The sequence below is a fragment of the Agrobacterium sp. Ap1 genome, from assembly GCF_017313375.1.
Classification (GTDB): Bacteria; Pseudomonadota; Alphaproteobacteria; order Rhizobiales; family Rhizobiaceae; genus Neorhizobium; species Neorhizobium cellulosilyticum.
This window is the reverse complement of sequence record NZ_JAFLMY010000010.1, coordinates 42,625-61,759: the sequence shown is the minus strand read 5'-3', so window position 1 is coordinate 61,759 and position 19,135 is coordinate 42,625. Positions and strand designations below refer to the sequence as shown.

Genomic DNA, 19,135 nt, shown 5'->3' with positions numbered 1-19,135 from the left:
CCGATCACACCCAAGTCTCCAAGCCTCCGCCGGGTGTCGTAGCGACCAGGCTGGCCGCAGCTCTAAGAAGCTCCGAGAGTCCCCTGTGCTATGTGGCACAAAGCGAGGGCGCGGCTGCCAGAATCGCTGAGACTTTCAGTGCGCTGTTTCCTGAGATCGAGGTGATCGTTTTTCCGCCATGGGATTGCCTGCCCTATGACCGGGTGCCACCGTCGCGGCACTGCATGGGGGTGCGAATGGATGCATTACGGATCTGGAGCACGCCGAGCGGCGCGGCGCGGCTGTTTTTAACATCGCTGGATGCAACGCTTCAACGTATCCCGCCAGCGGCCGTTATTTCGGAAAGCCATATCGAGCTTGTAATGGGAAAGCCGTTCGATCGCGAAGCGTTTTCCGACTTCGTCCAGCGGACCGGCTATGAGGAAGAAGGCGTCGCGGACGATCCCGGCGAGCTGGCGGTTCGAGAAGGCTTGATCGACATCTACCCCGCCGGCGCACCGGGTCCAATGCGGATTGTTCTGTCGGAGAACGAGACGGTCAAGGAGCTCAGAGGTTTCGACCGCTCAACGCAGCGGACAGAAAGTAATCTCGACAACGTGACGTTCGGTCCGGCATCCGAAGCCATTTTTGTTGGCGATCTCGCAGAGGACCGTGCTCCACTGCCGGAAACGATGGAGCAATTGCTGCTGCGCCTTTATCAAGACATGCCGACCGTGTTTGACGTGCTCGGCGATACCACAGTCCTTCTGGCTCCCGGCGCGACCGAGCGTGTCGGACGCTATCTTGAGATTATCGAAGATGCACGTCAGTCACGAGCAGACTTCGGCGATAGTCAGCCTTCCTCCTCCCGGTCGCTCTATCTGGATAGAGCGGAGTGGGAACGGCTCTCTGGCAGCGTTCTCACAGGCGTTCTCGATCTCGAAAACGGAGGTGACATCCCAACAGATGTAACCGAGAGAGAGCAACGCAAAGCCTTGGTCGAATTCGTGCAAGATCACCTGCGCGAAGGAATGAAGGTTCTCATCACTGGAAAGGGAAAAACCGCCGAAGCGATGGGTCGGCGTTTGGCAAAAGCATCCAGGAAAGTGCCTCGGTCCGTCGATACATGGGAGGCCGTATTGAAAGCAGAGCCCGGCACCCTCCTAAGCTTGGCCTGCGACCTGGACCAAGGGTTTATCGACGCCGGACAGAACGTCGTTGTTATTGCCGCAACCGATAGAGCGGGCAGGGTTGCGAGTTCGAGTGCCGTTCTGGCGGAAGCAGAGCTTCGAATAGGCGATGTCGTCGTTCACGAAGATCATGGCGTCGGCGTCCTGAAAGATCTGGAAAGCATCACCGTGGACGATGTCACACGGGACGCTGCTCGCCTGGAATATCGCGATGGCGGCTCTCTCCTCGTACCGGTGGAAGAATTTGGAAAGCTATGGCGTTATGGCTCCGAGCCAGAAGCAATCACGCTCGATCGCCTTCACACCGATGCCTGGCAGAAGAAACGCGACAAGATTCACGCGAACATTCAATCCACCGCGCGCCATTTTATGAAGGTAGCGAAACAGAGGCAGGCGTCGCAAGCAGAGAGATTCGTCTCACCGCGTGCCGAATTTTCTGCCTTCGCGCGGCGTTTTCCATTTTCCGAAACTCCCGATCAAGCCGAAGCCATCCGGGCCGTCTTCTCCGATCTCGCCTCCGGACATACCATGAACCGTCTCGTCTGCGGAGATGTCGGCTTCGGCAAGACCGAAGTCGCCTTACGCGCCGCAGCAGCGGTTGCGCTTTCGGGCGGCCAGGTGGCTGTTATCGCACCGACCACAGTGCTCGCTCGACAACACTTTGCGACCTTTGAGCAGCGGTTCGCGGGAACCGGCATCTCTGTCGGCATGCTGTCTCGCATGCTCAAGCCAAGTGAGGCGAAAAAGACGAAGACGGCGCTCGCTGAGGGCGAGATCGGCATCATTATCGCGACCCAGGCGATCCTTTCGAAAGACGTTCGCTTTGCGCGTCTTTCGCTGCTGATCGTGGACGAGGAACACCGATTTGGTCTGAAAGAAAAGCGGGCGATGAACAGCCTCGCGCCATCTCTTCACACGCTGTCCATGTCGGCCACGCCGATCCCGCGGACATTGCAATCGGCGATGGTGGGCGTTCAGGAGGTCAGCCTGCTGACCACACCACCATCCAGGCGCCGGCCCGTCCGCACCTCACTTGCGTCATTCGATCCGGCGTCCTTGCGGACCGGCCTAATGCGGGAATACCGGCGCCGAGGCCAGAGCTTTATCGTAGTGCCGCGTATCGAGGATATAGAAAATGTCGAGACACTGCTGCAAAAGATCGTTCCGGAACTTGCGGTCAAGGTCGCTCATGGGAAGATGCCGCCTGCTGCGATCGATGAAGCAATCGTCGACTTTGCGAAAGGCGATGGCGACGTCCTTCTCGCCACAAACATCATTGAAAACGGCCTTGATGTCCCGCGCGCCAACACGATGTTCATCTGGCACGCTGATCGGTTCGGCCTAGCTCAGCTCCATCAGTTACGTGGACGCGTCGGGCGCGGAGCAACCCAGGGCATCACTACCCTTTTAACCGAGTCGGACGCTGAGCTGGCTGAGGAAACGCGCTTGCGCCTTTCGACCCTGGTTGAGAACGACCGCCTTGGCGCTGGCCTCGCAATCAGCCTGCGAGATCTCGATCTGCGCGGCGGAGGGGATATCGCTGGAGAGGACCAGGCGGGCCATATGAAGACGATTGGTATCGGGCTCTATCAAAAGCTGCTCGCAGGCGCCGTTGCAAGACTTCGCTGGCAACCGTCAGGCGTACAACAGCGCGCGGTCGTCAATCTCGGAGAAGTCGGGACAATACCGTCAAACTATGTGTCGGATCCAGCTGTCAGACTCAACCTTTACGCCAAACTGTTGCGGGCATCCGCGGTCGGTGACCTGAACGACCTGGAAAACGAGTTCGAGGACAGGTTCGGCGACGCGCCGCACGATCTACTGCTTCTCTTGAGAACGACCAAACTGCAGCTTATCGCGGGAGGGTTGGGTATTGCCAAGCTTGAAGCCGGGCCGAAAGCACTTGCAATAACGCTGACAAAGAACGCGTCGGCAAAGCTTGTGGCAGCATCGACGAAAGCCGGCGCGGTTCGGCGGGAAGACCGGCTGATATTCGAGGCCTCAAGTCTGGCCGGCGAGGATCCGTCCCATTTCTTTGACCGGGTTCTGTCGGCAGCCGCAGGATAAGATTTTGTGAGGAAGATCGAAACGGCCAGGAGACTGGATTAAGTAGAGCGGTCGCCCTTGAAGGAACGTGCTATGGGCGACTGTCCCTCGCATTCGCCAGGCGATCGACGGCAAATCAGATGGCTTGTGGCGACGCATTCAAAGTTATCGCATTGCTCAATGCCATTCGTGATGCTCAAGGCAGCTCGCCAGCAACAAGCGTCACTTGGTCGACAGTACTCGGCTCCAGTTCCGAATTGTACGAAATCGGACGCACGGTGCTTAAACCCTCCCCTAACCACTTTGCTTGCGATCGTTTTAACAGCCGCTGTTTTATGATTGCGTGAAATACAGGAAAACATTCGCAATGAGCATACAGCTTCAGTCGCAATGGGTTTTACGGTGGGTCGTGCCAGCGTGCGCGTCCCTCTTGGTATGCGGCCTGCTTCTACTGGCGCTTGTTTGGGCGGCAGGGCGAACTGACGAAGTAGCCGCTGTTCGCCAGCGCGATCTCGTGACGCTGACAGTTTCAAAATTGAAGGCCGGATTGGCGCACGATCAAGAGAGCGCCACCGTCTGGGATGACGCCGTTAAAAACACCGCGAGCGGCAACCTCGAATGGGTCGAGGCGAACTTGGGCTCATGGATGCACAGCTATTTCGGACATGACGCCGCATTGGTGCTGCGGACAGATCTGTCGCCGCTTTATCAGTTTTTGGCCGATGCGGAGTATGCTCCAGCGCCGGACGATCTTAAAAGAGCCTACCTGCCCCTGGCGATAAGACTCCAGGCTCGTCTGGCGGCTGGTGATACCGAAGGCACGAATGATAGAGTTCTTTCTATCGGAGAGTCGGACCTGCGTTATGTTGGCTTCCGACCAGCTATCGTCAGCGTTAAGCCGATTGTCTCTGATTCAGGTGACATCGAGCAGGTTCCTGGGAAGGAAAGGATTCACGTCGCTGTCCGCTTCCTTGATGGAGACCTACCGCCAATTATTGGTAGTGAGTATGCCTTCGATGCTTTAAAATTCTCTGCGAAGCAGCCGCGAGGGCGCGATCTGGCATTTGTCCCATTGCGAGCGAAGGATGGCCAGGTGTTTGGGTATTTTCGCTGGAGACCGTTCCAGCCAGGCAAACAGGTTCTCAACAATACCGCTCCTGCTCTTCTCCTTGCATTTGTAGCCTTATTTTCTGGGACAAGCCTTGCTGGTGGAGCGTTTTGGCGGCGCTCCGAACGGCTGGCAACAAGTCGAGCAGAGCTGAAACATCAGGCATCACACGACGTGCTGACGGGGCTTGCAAACCGCGCCCATTTTGGCGAACAGCTGGACTTGCGGCTTCGCCGCGCCCAAGCTGACGAGCAGCATTGCCTTTTGTTTGTCGATCTTGATAGGTTCAAGGCAGTGAATGATACGTTCGGCCACCCTGTCGGTGACGAGTTGATCGGCATGGCTGCGGCGCGTATGCGCGCTCTCCTGCCCGAGGCGCTCATTGCCCGTATAGGAGGCGACGAGTTCACGATCTTGCTCCACGCCGGAGACGCTCGAAACGCTGAGGAGCTGTCGGACAACCTCGTGCGCAGGCTTAAAGTACCATTTGAGGTCGGGGCGTCGCATATCACCATCGGAGCAAGTGTTGGCGCAGCTCACGCGGCCGGCGCCAGCGATCCCGCCGAACTTATGCGTCAAGCAGACATTGCGCTTTACCACGCAAAAGCCGCCGGTCGGAATACCTATGCGATATTCGGCGGTCATATGGACGAAGTTCTGCGCAAACGCCGCACTTTGGAAGACGACCTCCGTTCCGCGTTAGAGAACGGAAGCCAACTGGAAGTTTTCTATCAGCCTGTGTTCGCGGCTGATGAGGGAAACCTTTGCTCGCTCGAAGCGCTTGCGCGCTGGAAGCATCCCCTGATCGGTTACATCAGCCCTGAGGAATTCATCCCCCTGGCCGAGGAAATCGGGCTGATCAATGACATAGGCACTCTCGTCCTGGAGGATGCTTGCAAGACACTGGCGGAGTTTCCCGAGATCTCGATAGCAATCAACGCTTCCGCGCTTGAGCTCGCTGCGCCTGGGTACCCGCTCCGGGTCCTAACTGCACTCGCGAAATGGCAGATCAGCCCATGCAGGCTGGAAATCGAAATGACCGAGAGCGCAACAACGGGCGACGGGGGCGAACTCGAAAGAACGATTTCTATGTTGCGAAAAGCAGGGGTGCAGTTTGCCATCGACGATTTCGGAACAGGCTACTCGTCGTTTTCTCGTGTTCAAAAGATTGAGGTCGATAGAATAAAAATCGATAAGTCTTTCATCGACGAGATGCATCGCAATGACAGCAAGGCACTTGTCGTCGCCATGATCGACATGGCACGAGCCAAAGGCCTTAAAATCACGGCTGAAGGTGTAGAAACGACAGAACAGCAATCCGTATTGAAGAGCCTTGGCTGGCACAGTCTACAGGGATTTCTACTCTCCCGTCCCATGCCCCGGCCTGCCGTGGTCGCGCTTATGTTAAAGATACGACAGGAATCGAGCGACGCGATTGCGGTCTTGCCAAGTAGTTGATGTGCGGCACTATTGAGAATGTATTACAATCCATATATAGTTTTGCAAATGCACGCAGATATCTGGATAAGGGCCGGCTGCCCAATTTTCAGCAGCGCCGCGACTACCTAAGCCCTGTCGCTTTTGCCGCGCGGATCGCTTCCATCTGCTTAGGTTATGTTGACAAAGTATGGCAGCCATATCTTCGCCGCGGCGATCGCCAGGAATGCGGCGAACCCTTGCTCAGCCCAACGGCGGAACCGGACATAGACCGAGTTCCACTTTCCATATCGCTCATGCATATCACGCCAAGGGCACCCCACCCGAAGTACGTGCAGCATGCCGTTCATGAACTGGCGGTTACCATGCGAAGGACGAGATTTTCGCCCCCGCTCCGCGGGAAGAAGCGGCTCCACGATCCGCAATTCTGCATCGGTAAGATCACCACGTGCCATCACTGTCTCCTGAAAGACAGCCTTGAACTCAGACCTAAGCTGATTTGAGAAGGCACTTTGTCAACATGACCTAGGCGCGGAAAGCCGCAAACCGATCCCAGAGGTCCTCGAGTAAATTGCAATGAAAACATAGCACTAACTCGCAACGCCGATTTTCCAACGCGATCGTTGCCGTAACCGAAATCCACAATGCCGATTGCAGGCGACCCGCACCATAGACCATTCGCACTAATTGATCTTGTCCTGCAGGCACTCAAATATCGGCGTCTCGTCAATCGACCGCTGACGGATGAGGAGTGCGGAGCCGCGCCGACTAGCCGGACCGATCGACAAGACCAGAACGTCTATGAAGATCACGTTGAAAAACACTGGAGCAAACCATGCAGAAAAGCACCGAAATAAGGAAATTGTGCGAAGCGGAAATCAAGGACGTGTCCGGCGGCGTTCATCTCGGCGGGCTCGTCGACCGGCTTGCCCAATACCTCTGGAGCCGAAGCCTGTAATTCGGGGTGACGAGTCAGCTCTTGAACGAAAACGCGTCGGTTGCCAACCATGATCTTGGGTCGGAGCTTGGCACGCCCGAACGCGCCTTCGACGCCGTCATCACGATCAGGCAGTGCGGAGATTTTCTAGGTTTCACCAGCGATCCCGCATCAGCCCTCCAATGCAAAAACATTAGACATGGTAGGCAATGATGAGTGAAGCCGCCCGCAAGCATGCGGAACCACAGGACGCCAAAGCCTCTCCCCCTCCACCGCACAACAACCTGTTTCGACAGGAAGCGTTGGCCAGCCAGAACGCCCGGCTGGAGGGTGAGGTGATCCTCACTCAGCCATTGGCGTCACGCGTACTCGGCTATGCGGGCATGGCGATCGTCGTAGCGGGCTTGCTTTTCCTTTCGACCGCAACCTATGCCAGGATGGAAAGTGTATCCGGCTGGGTCGTACCTGAGGGCGGCATTATCAGGATTGGCGCACGGCAAGGTGGTATCGTCGAGCGTATCAACGTCGTTGAGGGAGACGAGGTACAGGTAAATCAAACGCTTGCGCAGGTGCGTATATCCTCTGATTTCAACAGCGGTAATGCCGGCACGCTTCTGGAGAACCAACTGCGGACGGAAGCAGAGGCGGCAGCGGCTCAGGCCGCGGCAACAAAGGGGCAGTTGCAGGCCGAACGAGAGCAGGTCAGCTTGCGCAAAATCGCTCTTTTGCGCGAACTCGATGAAACCCGATCCGGCCTGACCGTGCTGGAAGAGAAGGCAGACCTTCTCAAACTGAACGTCGCACGCGCCACCCAATTAGCCGCACAAGGTGCCTTTACCCAGAAAGGCCTTGAGGACGCTCGAATGGGAGAGCTGGTGGCGCGCCAGGATGTCTCCCAGGCAAAAGCGTCGATCCTCAACTATGAACGGCAGATCAGTGATCTTGACGCGCGCCACCGCACCCTGCCGCTGGAAATCGACGCAGCGCAGGCACAGGCGCGTGTGTCGCAAGCGGCGCTGGCCCAACGCCAGACCGAAGCGGCGGTCCGCCATAACTATATCGTCGGCGCAACGGTTTCCGGCCGCGTCGTGGCACTGCCCGTCAGTCAGGGCCAGGATGTTGCGGCAGGAACTATGATCGCAGCTATCACGCCCGCCGGTAGCAAGCTCGAGGCGGAGCTTTTCGTTCCTTCGCGCGCGGCCGGTTTTATCAAGCCGGGCCAGGACGTTCGGCTGATGTATCAGGCGTTTCCGTATCAGAAATTTGGCAGCGCCGAAGGCACGGTTGTGCAGGTATCGCGCACGGTGCTTGGCCCCGACGAAATTTCCGTACCTGGCCTGCAGCTGAATGAACCGGTTTTCCGGGTGAAGGTGAGGCTCGATCGTGAACTCGTCAGCGCCTACGGGCAGGACATGCCCGTTCAACCTGGCATGCTGCTCTCAGCCGATGTGATCATCGATCGCCGCACGCTACTGGAGTGGCTGCTCGATCCTCTTTATGCAGTGGGGCGGATGGGATGAGCTTGCAGGAACTCAATTTTTCACGCAGCCGCAGGCTCCCTGTCGTGCTTGCCAGTGAGGGGGCGGAGTGCGGGCTTGCGTGTCTGACCATGGTTGGCAGCTATCACGGTCACAATATCGACCTCAACGGACTACGGCAGCGGTTTCCGCTTTCGATGAGTGGTGCAAACTTGCGCGGCCTAATGCAGATGGCGAGCAAGCTGTCGCTTGCGCCGCGAGCACTTCGTGTCGGCCTAGACGCCCTGTCGAAGGTAAGCCTGCCCGCCATCCTGCATTGGGATTTCAACCATTTCGTAGTTTTGAAATCTGTCTCGGGTAAGAAGGCGGTCATCCACGATCCGGCACTGGGCATGCGCGAACTGCCGCTGCAGGAGTTTTCCCGGCATTTCACCGGGGTGGTGCTGGAACTGGCACCGGCTCCGGTTTTTGACAAGATCGAAGCGACGGAAACGCTGCAGCTGACCGATCTCTGGTCACGGCTTACCGGCATCTGGCCGGCGATTTTTCAGATTATGGGTTTGTCCCTTGCCTTCCAGATCGCGTCATTCGGCATTCCATTCCAGATTCAGTTGGTGGTTGACGAGGCGATTGGACGTGCGGATAGAGACCTTCTGGCGGTGCTGGCGCTGGGTTTTGGCGCCTTATTCATCGTCCATGCTGGGCTGGAGGCCGTGAGGGCCTGGGTGGTCAGGATTCTCGGATCTATGATGCTGTTCCAGATCGTTGGCAATCTTGTTCGTCATCTCCTGCGACTGCCATCTTCATTCTTCGAAAAACGGCATGTTGGCGACATCATATCGCGGATCGAATCGACCAGTGCCATTCAGGATGCCGTAACGCGCGGCATGGCGGTGGCGCTGATCGACGGTCTGATGGCGCTTGTGGCGGCCTTCATCCTGTTCCTCTATTCGCCACTTCTGGCATTCGTCGTCTGCCTCTCGCTGCTCATGGTTCTAGCTGCGTCCTTTGCCTTTTATCCTGTCATGCGCTCCCGCACGCAGGAGCAATTAATTGCCTCGGCGAAGGAACAGTCACAGCTGATGGAGACGGTACGGGCAGCCACCACGATCAAGATCATGGGTGGAGAATCCGAACGGGAGAGCAACTGGCGCAATCGCTACGCCTCGGTCATAAACGCGTCGATTTCGCTCGGCAGATACGAGATCACGCTGAAGCTGGTTCACAGCATCATCATCGGGTTACAGACTGTTATTGTGATCTATCTCGGCGCGCGATCCATCCTCAATGCCGACGGCCTGTCGATTGGCATGCTGATGGCTTTCCTGTCCTTTCGCCAGACGTTCAGCGACCGAACGATGTCGCTGGTGGCCGAGATTATCCAGTTCCGGCTTCTCAAAGTGCATCTCGATCGCATCGCCGATATCGCGATGGCACAAGGTGCCATCCAGTCGAGTGCCGGCGCCGTCACCCACGAGGCTCGTGGCGCAATCGAGCTAAGCGACATTTCGTTTCGCTACGGCACCTCCGATCCGCTTGTGTTGGAAGACGTCAATCTGAAGATCGAGACGGGGGATTATGTGGCAATCACCGGCCAGTCGGGTGGAGGCAAGAGCACTCTGTTCAAGCTCATCCTAGGCCTGCATGAAGCGGAGACAGGTGAAATCCTTCTCGACGGGCGCAGGGCGACACCGGAATTGTGGCAGGCATGGCGCAGCCACATCGGCGTGGTAGCGCAGGACGACCGCCTCCTTTCCGGATCAATCGCCGACAACATCGCCTTCTTCGATCCCAATCTGGACATGGAGCGCGTTGTCATGGCCGCAGCGGCGGCCCGTGTTCACGACGACATTGTAAAAATGCCGATGCAGTACCTCTCTCTGATAGGAGATATGGGAGCGGCACTTTCCGGTGGTCAACGCCAGAGACTACTTCTGGCGCGGGCGCTCTATCGGCAACCGAAGCTATTGCTGCTTGATGAAGGGACAGCAAATCTTGACGAGCAAACGGAGGAAGAAATCGCCATGCTGGTTGCGTCGCTTCCGATCACCCGCATCGTCATCGCCCATCGTCCGGCCCTGATACGCAATGCTTCAAGAGTTTTTCGGGTACAGAACGGTCGGGTGCACGACGTACCTTTGTCGCCCAACGGATTGTCGCCAGTCACGTCATGAGGCGGCTTCGTGGGATGACGTCCCCCTTTCACGATGGCCTATAGCACATTCGCGCGAGTTGATGCCGCCCTGCCCGGCAGCCATGTTCGCAACCGGGAGAGGCACCGAAGTCTGTCCCCGCAATGTTTCAGGTAATAGGAGGCCTAGATGGAGAATGACAAGCGCGAGCACCGGGTGCTGAACGAAGAGGAAACCAATGCCGTTGCCGGCGCCGGCTTCGATCGCATAACGACTCTTGCAATCGGTGAAGAAGATGGCGGCGGCCGGGCAACGACCCTTGCTGTCGGTGAGGAAGACGGCGGCGTAATCCACTTCCCGGTGCTGGAAGCAAAGCTGCACGGTTGATTGTAGACTTGTTGCTATCCATCGGGTCGGTCCGGTTTGCCCGGACCGACCTTCCCGATCAGACAGGTTGCGGCTGAAAGGCCAAGCGAAGGCAGAACGATCATGATTTTAGTTTGCGGCGGCCAGAACGACCCCAATCTGCGGGTTCTCATTCACCGATTGAAAGCGCGGGACCTTTCGTTTCGCACTTTGCTGGTCGGTCCGGATACGCCTCCACGGGTTCGGCTCGATATCCAAAACGATACATTCGAGCTTGAGGGCGAAACCTTGCGCCCAACGGCCTATTTCATTCGCCAGGACGTCTTTCTCTACGAGACCGCGGACTTCGCCTATGCCCATGCACAGGCTCATAACTGGTATTATACACTTCGGGGATGGGCCGAGAGCCGCACTGATGCCAAGTTGTGCAACCGCCGCACCGGACTGCGGGAGAACAACAAGATCCATAACCTGATCGAAGCGGCAAAAATCGGCCTCGTCATTCCCCGGACAATCGCGACGAACGCTTTCGAGGAATTTGCCGGCCGAGCCGAAGCGCTAATCCAGAAGCCGGTTGCGGGTGGAGACTATACTACGCTTCTGAGCGTATTGACCGGCCAGAAAGGCGGCCCGCGCTTTGTGCAACCTCGCCTCAACCGCCCCGAAATCCGTATCTACCGTATAGGGGCACGACTTCTGGCGTTTGAACTGCAATCGCCGGAACTCGACTACCGACAGACGCGCGATGTCGAAATCCGGCCGGTCGCCGTCCCGGATGCGGTCGGCGACAAGCTGCTTGCGCTTTGCGACCGGCTCGAGCTTGATTTCGCGGCGGCCGACTTCATGGTCGCTGATCATGGGAAATTGAATTTCCTCGAAGTCAACTCACAGCCGATGTTTGCCGCTTTCGATCGCATCGCCGATGGCGCAGTTTCCGATGCAATCATCGACCACCTTCTCGACACCGGCGAACAGGTCTGCGTGGATTGCGACAAGGATCGTCAACGCATCCTTGCTTTGGTCTAGAAACGCGCCGTACCGGCGAGATTCAGCTATTGAAATTTACCGTGCCCAGCCCATTTCGACCCCTCCGGAAGTCATGCTTACTCAGGAAACGTCGACGGGCAAAATCCGGCGCTCTACCGGCATCCAATCCGCTTACATCGCCTGGTTTAGAGCAGGTGCGGCAGAGGAGAACTTAGCCTTGCGAGAAGACACAATCATTGTCGCAGACGATCACCCAGTGTTCCGAGACGGTCTAACGACGCTGCTGACGCGAATGATGCCGAACGCCGAGATTACCGCAACGGACACGTTCGATGACGCTCTCACGTTGGCCCGCTCGCGGCAGGAGCCGCCGTCAATGTTCATACTGGACCTGTTCTTCACCAGGCGCAGCATCAAGGATGACTTGCCTGCCCTCAGGCGTGAATTCGCAAGTTCGTCGATTGTCGTCGTCTCGATGGCAGACGACAGGCTCACCATCGATGACGTTCTTGCCTGCGGGGTCAACGGCTTCATCAACAAGGCCGTTCATCCCGAGGTTCTGACGGAAGCTCTGACGGCGATCCGCGAAGGCGATGTCATCACGAGAGTTCCGGAGGCGGATACGATCACCACCCCGCTTTTGACGGACAGGCAGTCCGATGTGCTTCGCTATATTGCCGAAGGCAAGAGCAACAAGGAGATCGCCATCGTGCTCGGCATATCGCCATCCACGGTGCGGATTCATGTATCCGCCCTGTTCAGGGCGCTCGGCGTCACAACCAGGGCCGCTGCTGTCTCGCAAGCCGTCAACGATGGCCTGCTACCCATGCGCGCCTGATTTCCAAGTACCGGACGTTCAGCTGCGGTCCGACGCGTCCATCGCGGCCGCCATGATGACGGACCTCAGCTCGGCCGGGCGTACCGGTTTTGACAAGATCGGGATCGTCTCGTCGCCAGTGTCTTCGCGTACACGAGCCGCATCATGCCCGCTCATCACGACAGCCGGCACATCCCAATCTGCCAATCGGCGGACCTCCGCAATGCAGTCCGAACCGGTGACATTGCCGCCGAGATCGAAATCAGTGATGAGAAGATCGCAAAAGATCGAGCGTACGGGGATCGCCTGCATGGCCTCTACCTCGCAGCCCCACCGGCGCAAAAGGCTTGCCGTCGCGTTTAACACCGCCTCATCATCCTCGACCAACAGGATCTGCAGCCCTTCGACGCTGGCGGTCGGGCGCGCCGGCGGACGCCCGACGGATGGTGTGGGAGCTGCCGCGACGGGAATGCCCGACAGGCTCACCATCGTTCCGCGCCCACGGTGAGAGGTAAGATGGACCTCCAAGGACAGAAGCTTGGCAAGCCGCGACACAATGGAGAGCCCCAGCCCGACGCCCTCGATGTCACGGTCACCGCGTTCGCGGACCTGGTAAAATTCGTCGAAGACCCTGGCCTGGTGGCTATCTTCAATCCCCGGCCCTTGATCAACGACGGATAAAGCCAGCGTCACGCCCTGACGCCGACAGCCGATAAGGATCGTTTTACCGGGGGCGTATTTGATTGCGTTGTTGACGATGTTCTGCAGCATCGTCGTCAACAAGGCGCGGTCGCTGATGACACGCTGGCCGCATTTTACGATCCGGATCTGACAGCCATTTCGCAACCCGTTTTCCGAGTTCTGCCGAACGACATCCTCCACAATATCGGCAATCGCGATGTTTTCGAACTTCGGCACAACACGTCCGCTGTCGAGCGTCGAGACATCCAGCAACGATTTGAACAGGCGGGAGACGCCCTGGAGCGAGCGGTCGATGTTATCGACCATCTCCAGTTCCTTTCGAGCAAGCCCCGCATCACGCAGACACGCCGTGAACAAGCTGATCGCGTGTATCGGTTGCCTGAGATCGTGGCTTGCCTGGGCAAGGAATTTCGATTTGGAAAGGCTGAGTTCCTTTTCCGCAATATAGGCCGTCTGCAGACGGCTCAGGAGAATGCCTACATAGATCGGCAGCATCAATGTCGTCACGATCATCGTAATGCCGAGATAGACATTTTTCTGCCAGTAGTCGCTAAAGCTCATGGTGACGAGAAGTGACCCCACCAGAATAGCGGTTGCTCCCCAGAGCGCTTCACGTCCGTAGCGAAGCCCATGGCCGACGACAGTGCAAAGCGCAAATGCGTAGATCGGCATAAACGGGGCGCCCCCGAGCGCCATGGCAATTGTCATAGCCGAATAATCGTGGAGCATCGCGATCCAATGTCGCCAACCCTGGCCATAGCTGGACTTCACCACCCAGAGAAGGAAAAGAAGCGAGGTCATTAGGGTTGCTATGCCGAGATAGATCAGCCTCCCATCTTCCGGATCAGCAAGCCCCGTGCCGACGAGAATGGCGCCGTAAGTCGTCATGCAGACGATCGAGGTGACCCGTAGAACGGCGTGGGCCAGATCGGTATTGATGTCGTTTTTCAGATTGATTGCCAATTTGCCCCCCAGATTTGCCCTTGTGACTGTCTCACCGAAAAATGTTTCCAGCCATTAGTACTGGTGTTCTATCGGTGATCACATTGAGGTGAGCCATTGGCGACCCGTTTTGGCGGCATCCTCACGGAGCGGCGGCGAAATGTGTGCTGGAGTGTTGGCGACAGGTCCGCCATAGGCCGGGTAGGTGCCGCAGAGGCTCTCACATATAGACCTGTGCCGGTAGGTAACGACGGCGGTCTTCGTCCGCCGTCGCTGATTGTCGTCAGATCATTGTGCAGCGTAATACATTGCCATGCCGGAAGAGACGATCGATGCGCCGAGCATTACTCCCATACCGACCGGGGTCAGAGCCGCAGCGCCCAAAGCGCCCATCGCCAGGAATCCGCCGGCGGCCCCAAGCGCTGCTCCATAGCCCGTATCGTTAGAGATACCACCGCTGACGGCCTCGATTTCGCTCGGGTCGAGCTCAAACATCGCCATGTCTTTGTTTGCGTTTTCAACATGTGGATTGTTCATAATTTTTCCTTTCATGTGAACACGGGATCGACGTCAGTCCGAATTTTTCATAACACATTTACGCACACGCATCGCCCCCTAAACGAGGCGACGGAAACGTTCACTTGCCAATGAAAAATCCGCCCCGGACTAGGGTATGGATGCCGACGTGATCCCAATCACAAATTAGGCCAGTTAAGTCGCTGCTACTATTAGGGCACATGTACTAGGTCGGTTCAGTTTTCACCGCTTTGGACCATTCCTTACGATCCAATCTTTCAGCTTTGGACACTCAGCTCTCAAAGTCAGCGACACCGCGAAAAATCTCCACTGTGTCTCCGTGATCCCCGTCAAAATCGAAGCGATTCTGGTTAGAGTGCGTCGGGAAGCCGATTAAAGCCTCCTTTCTGGTTTGGGACTGGAAGAACCTCAGGATGCGCTAGACTAAATGTTCGCCTGGGACCGGGTGACCCGTCTCACAATATGCAGGTATCGAGGGTTGCGAGAGCGATGCCCTCGTAGAGCCTCATGCATAGGAGACGGGCCATGGACGAGACTATCACATCGGCTTGGTTGTTCATAAAGAGACGATCGCGGTGTCGCTGGCTGACGGCGGTGGGCGTGGTGACGCGCGCGCGTTTGGCCAAATCGCCAATACACCAACGGCCCTGGCCCGCATGCTGGCCAAGCTTTCGTAGCCAGCGTCAACACCGGATCCTGTTTGTCGAAGATGAGGCACTGATCCGAATGGTCATGGCGGAAAACCTTGCAGACCAGGGTTTTCTGATTGAGGAGGCCGGGTCTGCGACCGAAGCGATGGAGCGCCTCCACGTCCTGGATGGTCAGATCGACGGTGTGGTCCTCGACCTTGGACTTCCCGATCGCCCCTGCGATTTCTTGGCTAGCGAAATTTGCGATCTCAGACCGGATCTGCCGATCGTTGTTGCCTGCGGACATAGCGAAGAGCAGATGCGGTCACGGTTCCCAGATACAGAGCGGATGGCCTTCGTCGGAAAACCCTATGACACTGAAGCTTTGGTTCAGGCGCTGAAGACCTTGTGGGCAGAGGGCAACATCAGCTAGCCAATGCGGCGTATCCGCTTGTTTGAGGCGGCAGCTAGCCTATTGGTCTCGTGGTCAGCTGAGATCAGAGCTTTACAGCTATCGCTTGATAAGTCGCCACGAAGGACCTCTTGACGGGTCACTGTCATACTTGTTCACTCGGCACTATGTGCAAAACTCCGAATGCCGCGCTGATCAGAGTTTCCATCGACGAGATCAATCCGGACGTCTGGCGCCGCTTGATCCTGCCGATCCATTGGAACCTGGAACAGTTGCACCTTGGCATACAGGCCGCGTTCAATTGGTGGAACTATCACCTTTATGAATTTCGCATCGGCGGTCTACGCTATGGCGACGTCGAGATCCTGACCGAAGACGCGACTGACGAGGATCCTCGGGTCTTCGATCAAACAGAGGTTCGGCTGCTGGATTTCGAGGAAGGCGCAGTGTTGCGCTACCACTATGATTTCGGGGACGGCTGGCGGCACACGGTTGCGATCGAAGAGTTTTTGACGCTCGCCACTGCGCCGAAACAGGGCAGCTGTATCGCCGGCGAAAGAGCGCGTCCGCCTGAAGATGTTGGCGGCGTGTCTGGTTACGAGCGGTTCCTCGACATCATCGCCGACCCGGGTGATCCCGAGTTCGAAGAGACCATGCGCTGGTGCGGTGGTCATTTCGATCCGGAATGGTTCGACCTTGCGATGACCGACAAGGATCTCCGGAATGCTCTTCGGTCGAATGCCAAACGACGGCTGTATCAACCGAAGCCCAAAACGGCTCCGAAGAAATGAGTTAGCGAGCGATCGAGCCCTTCGGCAAGAGCCCCATGGATTGAAGCGATCTAGCCGAAGGAATGGCGACCAACTCACAGGATCAAATAGGCTGGCTGCAATTAGCCCGCCGCTATCGACGTCGGAGCCGCTCTCGAAGCCATGAGTTTTCCTGGCGCAGCTTTGCCGCCAGCATCGTCTTTAGAAGACGGTCCTCATATTATATTCAATAAAATCACTTGCGTTCAGGTTTAGAGCAATTGCGGCATCGGCCTCTGCGGCCTGGAGAAAACACTGGCGTTGAAGTGATATCACAACTCAATGCCGCGTATAAATCTGGAAGCAGTTGGGCCGACGTCGCTAAGCAAAATACCAGCGAACAAAACGGTCTTTTACCCCGTCGACATGCGCTTCCATCGCCGCGCGTGCACGAGGAGCATCGCCGGCGGCAATGGCCTCCAGAACGGCTATATGCTCGGCCGCCTGATGTTCAAAACTCTTTTCCATTCGCACGACATGGCACATGCGCGCCCGCTGACGGATGTTTTGGACATACTGTTTCAGCACCGGTCGGCCACTGGCTTCCGCGACAAACTCATGGAACTCGTCGTCGTATTTCCAGAACGGCTCCAGCTCCATTTGGGGATGGGCCACGACTTCCCGGCTCTTTAGAAGAATGGCATCAACACTTGCTGGCACATGGCGCTGTGCCGCCTGTGCGGCGGCCTCGCCTTCCAGCATTCGCCGAATGATGAGGATGTCCATCAGTTCCTCGATTGCCACTTGCTTGATCACGATCGTGCCATTGGACAGGCGTTCAACCAACCCCTCCCCCACAAGGCGATTGATCGCAGCCCGCATCGGCGTCCTCGACGCGTTCAACTGGTCCGCCAGAGCGCGCTCGGTAAACACTTCGCCGGGCTTCAGTTCCTGTGCAAGGATGAGGCTGCGGACATACTGGTAGGCCTGTTCCGTTAAGTTGACGGACTTTTTGCCTGCGGTCCTGACGATTTCTGCGGCCTCGGCCATGTGATGTCTCCCAACTGGTAGCGTGTGCGGTCAAGCACTCCACAACTATCCTCGTTACTGCAGGCGCCCGCCGAACTCCAGCCGATTGACCGGCACCGCACCCTTTCGCAACAAATTATGCTGCAACGCAATGAAACTCTTTACATCGGACTTTTTCCCGATAAAAATCCCACGTGTATCCGCTTGGGATACCACAGGTATTCAGGCCTGGTAAAGCGCATCGTCAGACGGAGTTCCCTTGTGAAGTTGCATGCCCGCCCACTTTCCGCGGAAGCCTTTTCGGAGTTCGGTGAAGTGATCGCCCATCGGGGCAGTGATCGCCGCCACTACTTCCCGCTCAAAGGCCAGAAAGACCTAGGTCAAGCATTCTGGGTGACAAAGATCGCTGAAGCAATCTCGTTTCCTTTTGAAATTTCACAGATGGAGCGGCATCCCTATTCCGATCAGGCTTTCTTCCCGCTGTCAGGCCAGCGCATGCTGATCGTCGTCTGCCCCACGCTTGCAGATGGTGGGCCGGACCTGTCGGATCTTCGCGCCTTCGTTTCGGAACCCGGTCAGGGCATCCTTTATCGTCGCAATGTCTGGCACGCCGGCATGTCGGTCCTCGATCTTCCTGCGGAATTCGTGGTGACGATGGCGATGGAGCGCTCGGCCGCCGATACGGATATCTTTCTGCCCCTGGAAAAGCCCTTCCACGTCGATTTCAAGGAACTCGTCTGATGCAGGCAAAGCACCCGCAGCGCAATTTCGAGGGCTATGGCCCGACGCCGCCCGATCCTAAATGGCCGGGCGGCGCGAAGCTGGCACTAAATTTCGTCATCAATGTCGAGGAAGGCTCAGAGCCTTCGATCGAGGATGGTGACCCGGCCACCGAATCCGCGCTGACGGAAGGCGCTTCCGGCAGCTTTCCCGGCCGTGATCTGGCGGCGGAATCGATGTTCGAATATGGCAGTCGCGTCGGTTACTGGCGCATTGCCCGCCTGTTCGAAGAGCGCGAGATGCCGGCGACGATCATGGCGTGTGGCCTTGCACTGGAGCGCAACCCGAAAATTGCCGCCCATGTGCGCGACAGCGAACTCTTCGATATCTGTGCCCATGGCTGGCGTTGGGAACATCACCGCGCATTGACGCGCGACGAGGAGCGCGAGCGCATAGCCCGCACCGTCGCGTCGATCAAGCAGACGACGGGGCGTGCACCCGATGGCTGGTATTGCCGCTACGGACCGAGCACCAACACCCGTTTACTGCTTAGCGAAAACGGCAGTTTTCTTTATGACAGCGACGCCTACAATGATGAGCTGCCCTATTGGCTCGACGTTAACAGCAAGAGCCACCTCGTCGTCCCTTACAGCCTGACTAATAACGACGCAAAATTCCTGCGCGGCGCAGTCGATAGCGGCGAGGCTTTCTTCCGCATGCTGCGCGAAAGCTTCGACATGCTGATCGCAGAAGGTACAACCGCACCGAAGATGATGTCTATCGGCCTGCACCTGCGCATTGCCGGTCATCCCGGTCGCGCCTCGGGCCTCAAGCTGTTTCTCGAATACGTTGCCCGTCACGGCGATGACGTGTGGGTCACTACCCGCTCCGATATCGCCCGCCACTGGCATCGCCACCATCAACCGCAAGCATAGTTC

General features: G+C 57.3%; 15 protein-coding genes and 1 pseudogene. 12 read left to right on the top strand and 4 right to left on the bottom strand.

Going from position 1 to position 19,135, the window contains the following annotated elements:
• The first annotated feature begins 236 nt into the window (after positions 1 to 236).
• Positions 237 to 3,236: a DEAD/DEAH box helicase gene (locus tag JZX87_RS19215; protein ID WP_286194916.1), complete on the top strand. Its 3,000-nt coding sequence runs from the start codon at positions 237 to 239 to the stop codon at positions 3,234 to 3,236.
• A 346-nt stretch (positions 3,237 to 3,582) separates the two neighbouring features.
• Entirely contained in the window at positions 3,583 to 5,781 is a 2,199-nt protein-coding gene (locus JZX87_RS19210; RefSeq protein WP_206827367.1) for a putative bifunctional diguanylate cyclase/phosphodiesterase, read from the top strand.
• 215 nt (positions 5,782 to 5,996) lie between these two features.
• On the opposite strand, the pseudogene JZX87_RS19205 reads toward JZX87_RS19210, so the two are convergent.
• A pseudogene (locus JZX87_RS19205) lies at positions 5,997 to 6,215 on the bottom strand (transposase); the annotation flags it as partial.
• A gap of 380 nt (positions 6,216 to 6,595) precedes the next feature.
• On the opposite strand from JZX87_RS19205, the gene JZX87_RS31365 reads away from it, so the two are divergent.
• The 6 genes from JZX87_RS31365 to JZX87_RS19180 all read left to right on the top strand — a co-directional run bounded on the left by JZX87_RS31365 (position 6,596) and on the right by JZX87_RS19180 (position 12,498).
• Complete coding sequence (locus tag JZX87_RS31365) at positions 6,596 to 6,718, top strand: hypothetical protein (protein WP_286194912.1); 123 nt, start codon at positions 6,596 to 6,598, stop codon at positions 6,716 to 6,718.
• Positions 6,719 to 6,909: 191 nt separating this feature from the next.
• Positions 6,910 to 8,217 carry an HlyD family secretion protein gene (locus tag JZX87_RS19200; protein ID WP_183688277.1) on the top strand — a complete coding sequence of 436 codons (1,308 nt, stop codon included), beginning with the start codon at positions 6,910 to 6,912 and terminating at the stop codon, positions 8,215 to 8,217.
• Positions 8,214 to 10,349, top strand: a complete 2,136-nt coding sequence (locus tag JZX87_RS19195) for a peptidase domain-containing ABC transporter (protein WP_206827366.1) — start codon at positions 8,214 to 8,216, stop codon at positions 10,347 to 10,349. Before JZX87_RS19200 ends, JZX87_RS19195 begins: the two co-directional genes overlap by 4 nt.
• Positions 10,350 to 10,496: 147 nt before the next feature.
• On the top strand, positions 10,497 to 10,694 hold the full coding sequence (locus JZX87_RS19190) for a hypothetical protein (protein WP_148144970.1): 198 nt from the start codon (positions 10,497 to 10,499) through the stop codon (positions 10,692 to 10,694).
• A gap of 102 nt (positions 10,695 to 10,796) precedes the next feature.
• Complete coding sequence (locus JZX87_RS19185; RefSeq protein WP_206827365.1) at positions 10,797 to 11,699, top strand: ATP-grasp domain-containing protein; 903 nt, start codon at positions 10,797 to 10,799, stop codon at positions 11,697 to 11,699.
• Positions 11,700 to 11,877: 178 nt separating this feature from the next.
• Entirely contained in the window at positions 11,878 to 12,498 is a 621-nt protein-coding gene (locus tag JZX87_RS19180) for a response regulator transcription factor (protein ID WP_206827364.1), read from the top strand.
• An 18-nt stretch (positions 12,499 to 12,516) separates the two neighbouring features.
• Here the strand turns inward: JZX87_RS19180 and JZX87_RS19175 are convergent, their stop codons facing one another.
• Both JZX87_RS19175 and JZX87_RS19170 read right to left on the bottom strand, forming a co-directional pair.
• Complete coding sequence (locus tag JZX87_RS19175) at positions 12,517 to 14,142, bottom strand: hybrid sensor histidine kinase/response regulator (protein WP_286194908.1); 1,626 nt, start codon at positions 14,140 to 14,142, stop codon at positions 12,517 to 12,519.
• 267 nt (positions 14,143 to 14,409) lie between these two features.
• On the bottom strand, positions 14,410 to 14,658 hold the full coding sequence (locus JZX87_RS19170; protein ID WP_206827363.1) for a hypothetical protein: 249 nt from the start codon (positions 14,656 to 14,658) through the stop codon (positions 14,410 to 14,412).
• A gap of 618 nt (positions 14,659 to 15,276) precedes the next feature.
• Here JZX87_RS19170 and JZX87_RS19165 point away from each other — a divergent pair.
• Positions 15,277 to 15,720: a response regulator gene (locus tag JZX87_RS19165; RefSeq protein ID WP_286194951.1), complete on the top strand. Its 444-nt coding sequence runs from the start codon at positions 15,277 to 15,279 to the stop codon at positions 15,718 to 15,720.
• 146 nt (positions 15,721 to 15,866) lie between these two features.
• Positions 15,867 to 16,490 (top strand): plasmid pRiA4b ORF-3 family protein, encoded by a 624-nt coding sequence (locus tag JZX87_RS19160; RefSeq protein WP_148144966.1) that lies wholly within the window; start codon positions 15,867 to 15,869, stop codon positions 16,488 to 16,490.
• Positions 16,491 to 16,829: 339 nt separating this feature from the next.
• On the opposite strand, the gene JZX87_RS19155 is transcribed toward JZX87_RS19160, so the two are convergent.
• Positions 16,830 to 17,498: a GntR family transcriptional regulator gene (locus tag JZX87_RS19155; protein WP_148144965.1), complete on the bottom strand. Its 669-nt coding sequence runs from the start codon at positions 17,496 to 17,498 to the stop codon at positions 16,830 to 16,832.
• A gap of 240 nt (positions 17,499 to 17,738) precedes the next feature.
• On the opposite strand from JZX87_RS19155, the gene JZX87_RS19150 reads away from it, so the two are divergent.
• Together JZX87_RS19150 and JZX87_RS19145 are read left to right on the top strand one after the other, a co-directional pair.
• On the top strand, positions 17,739 to 18,218 hold the full coding sequence (locus JZX87_RS19150; RefSeq protein WP_206827361.1) for an ureidoglycolate lyase: 480 nt from the start codon (positions 17,739 to 17,741) through the stop codon (positions 18,216 to 18,218).
• Positions 18,218 to 19,132 (top strand): polysaccharide deacetylase family protein, encoded by a 915-nt coding sequence (locus JZX87_RS19145; protein WP_206827360.1) that lies wholly within the window; start codon positions 18,218 to 18,220, stop codon positions 19,130 to 19,132. The genes JZX87_RS19150 and JZX87_RS19145 overlap by 1 nt, the downstream gene beginning before the upstream one ends.
• The last annotated feature ends 3 nt before the right edge of the window (positions 19,133 to 19,135 follow it).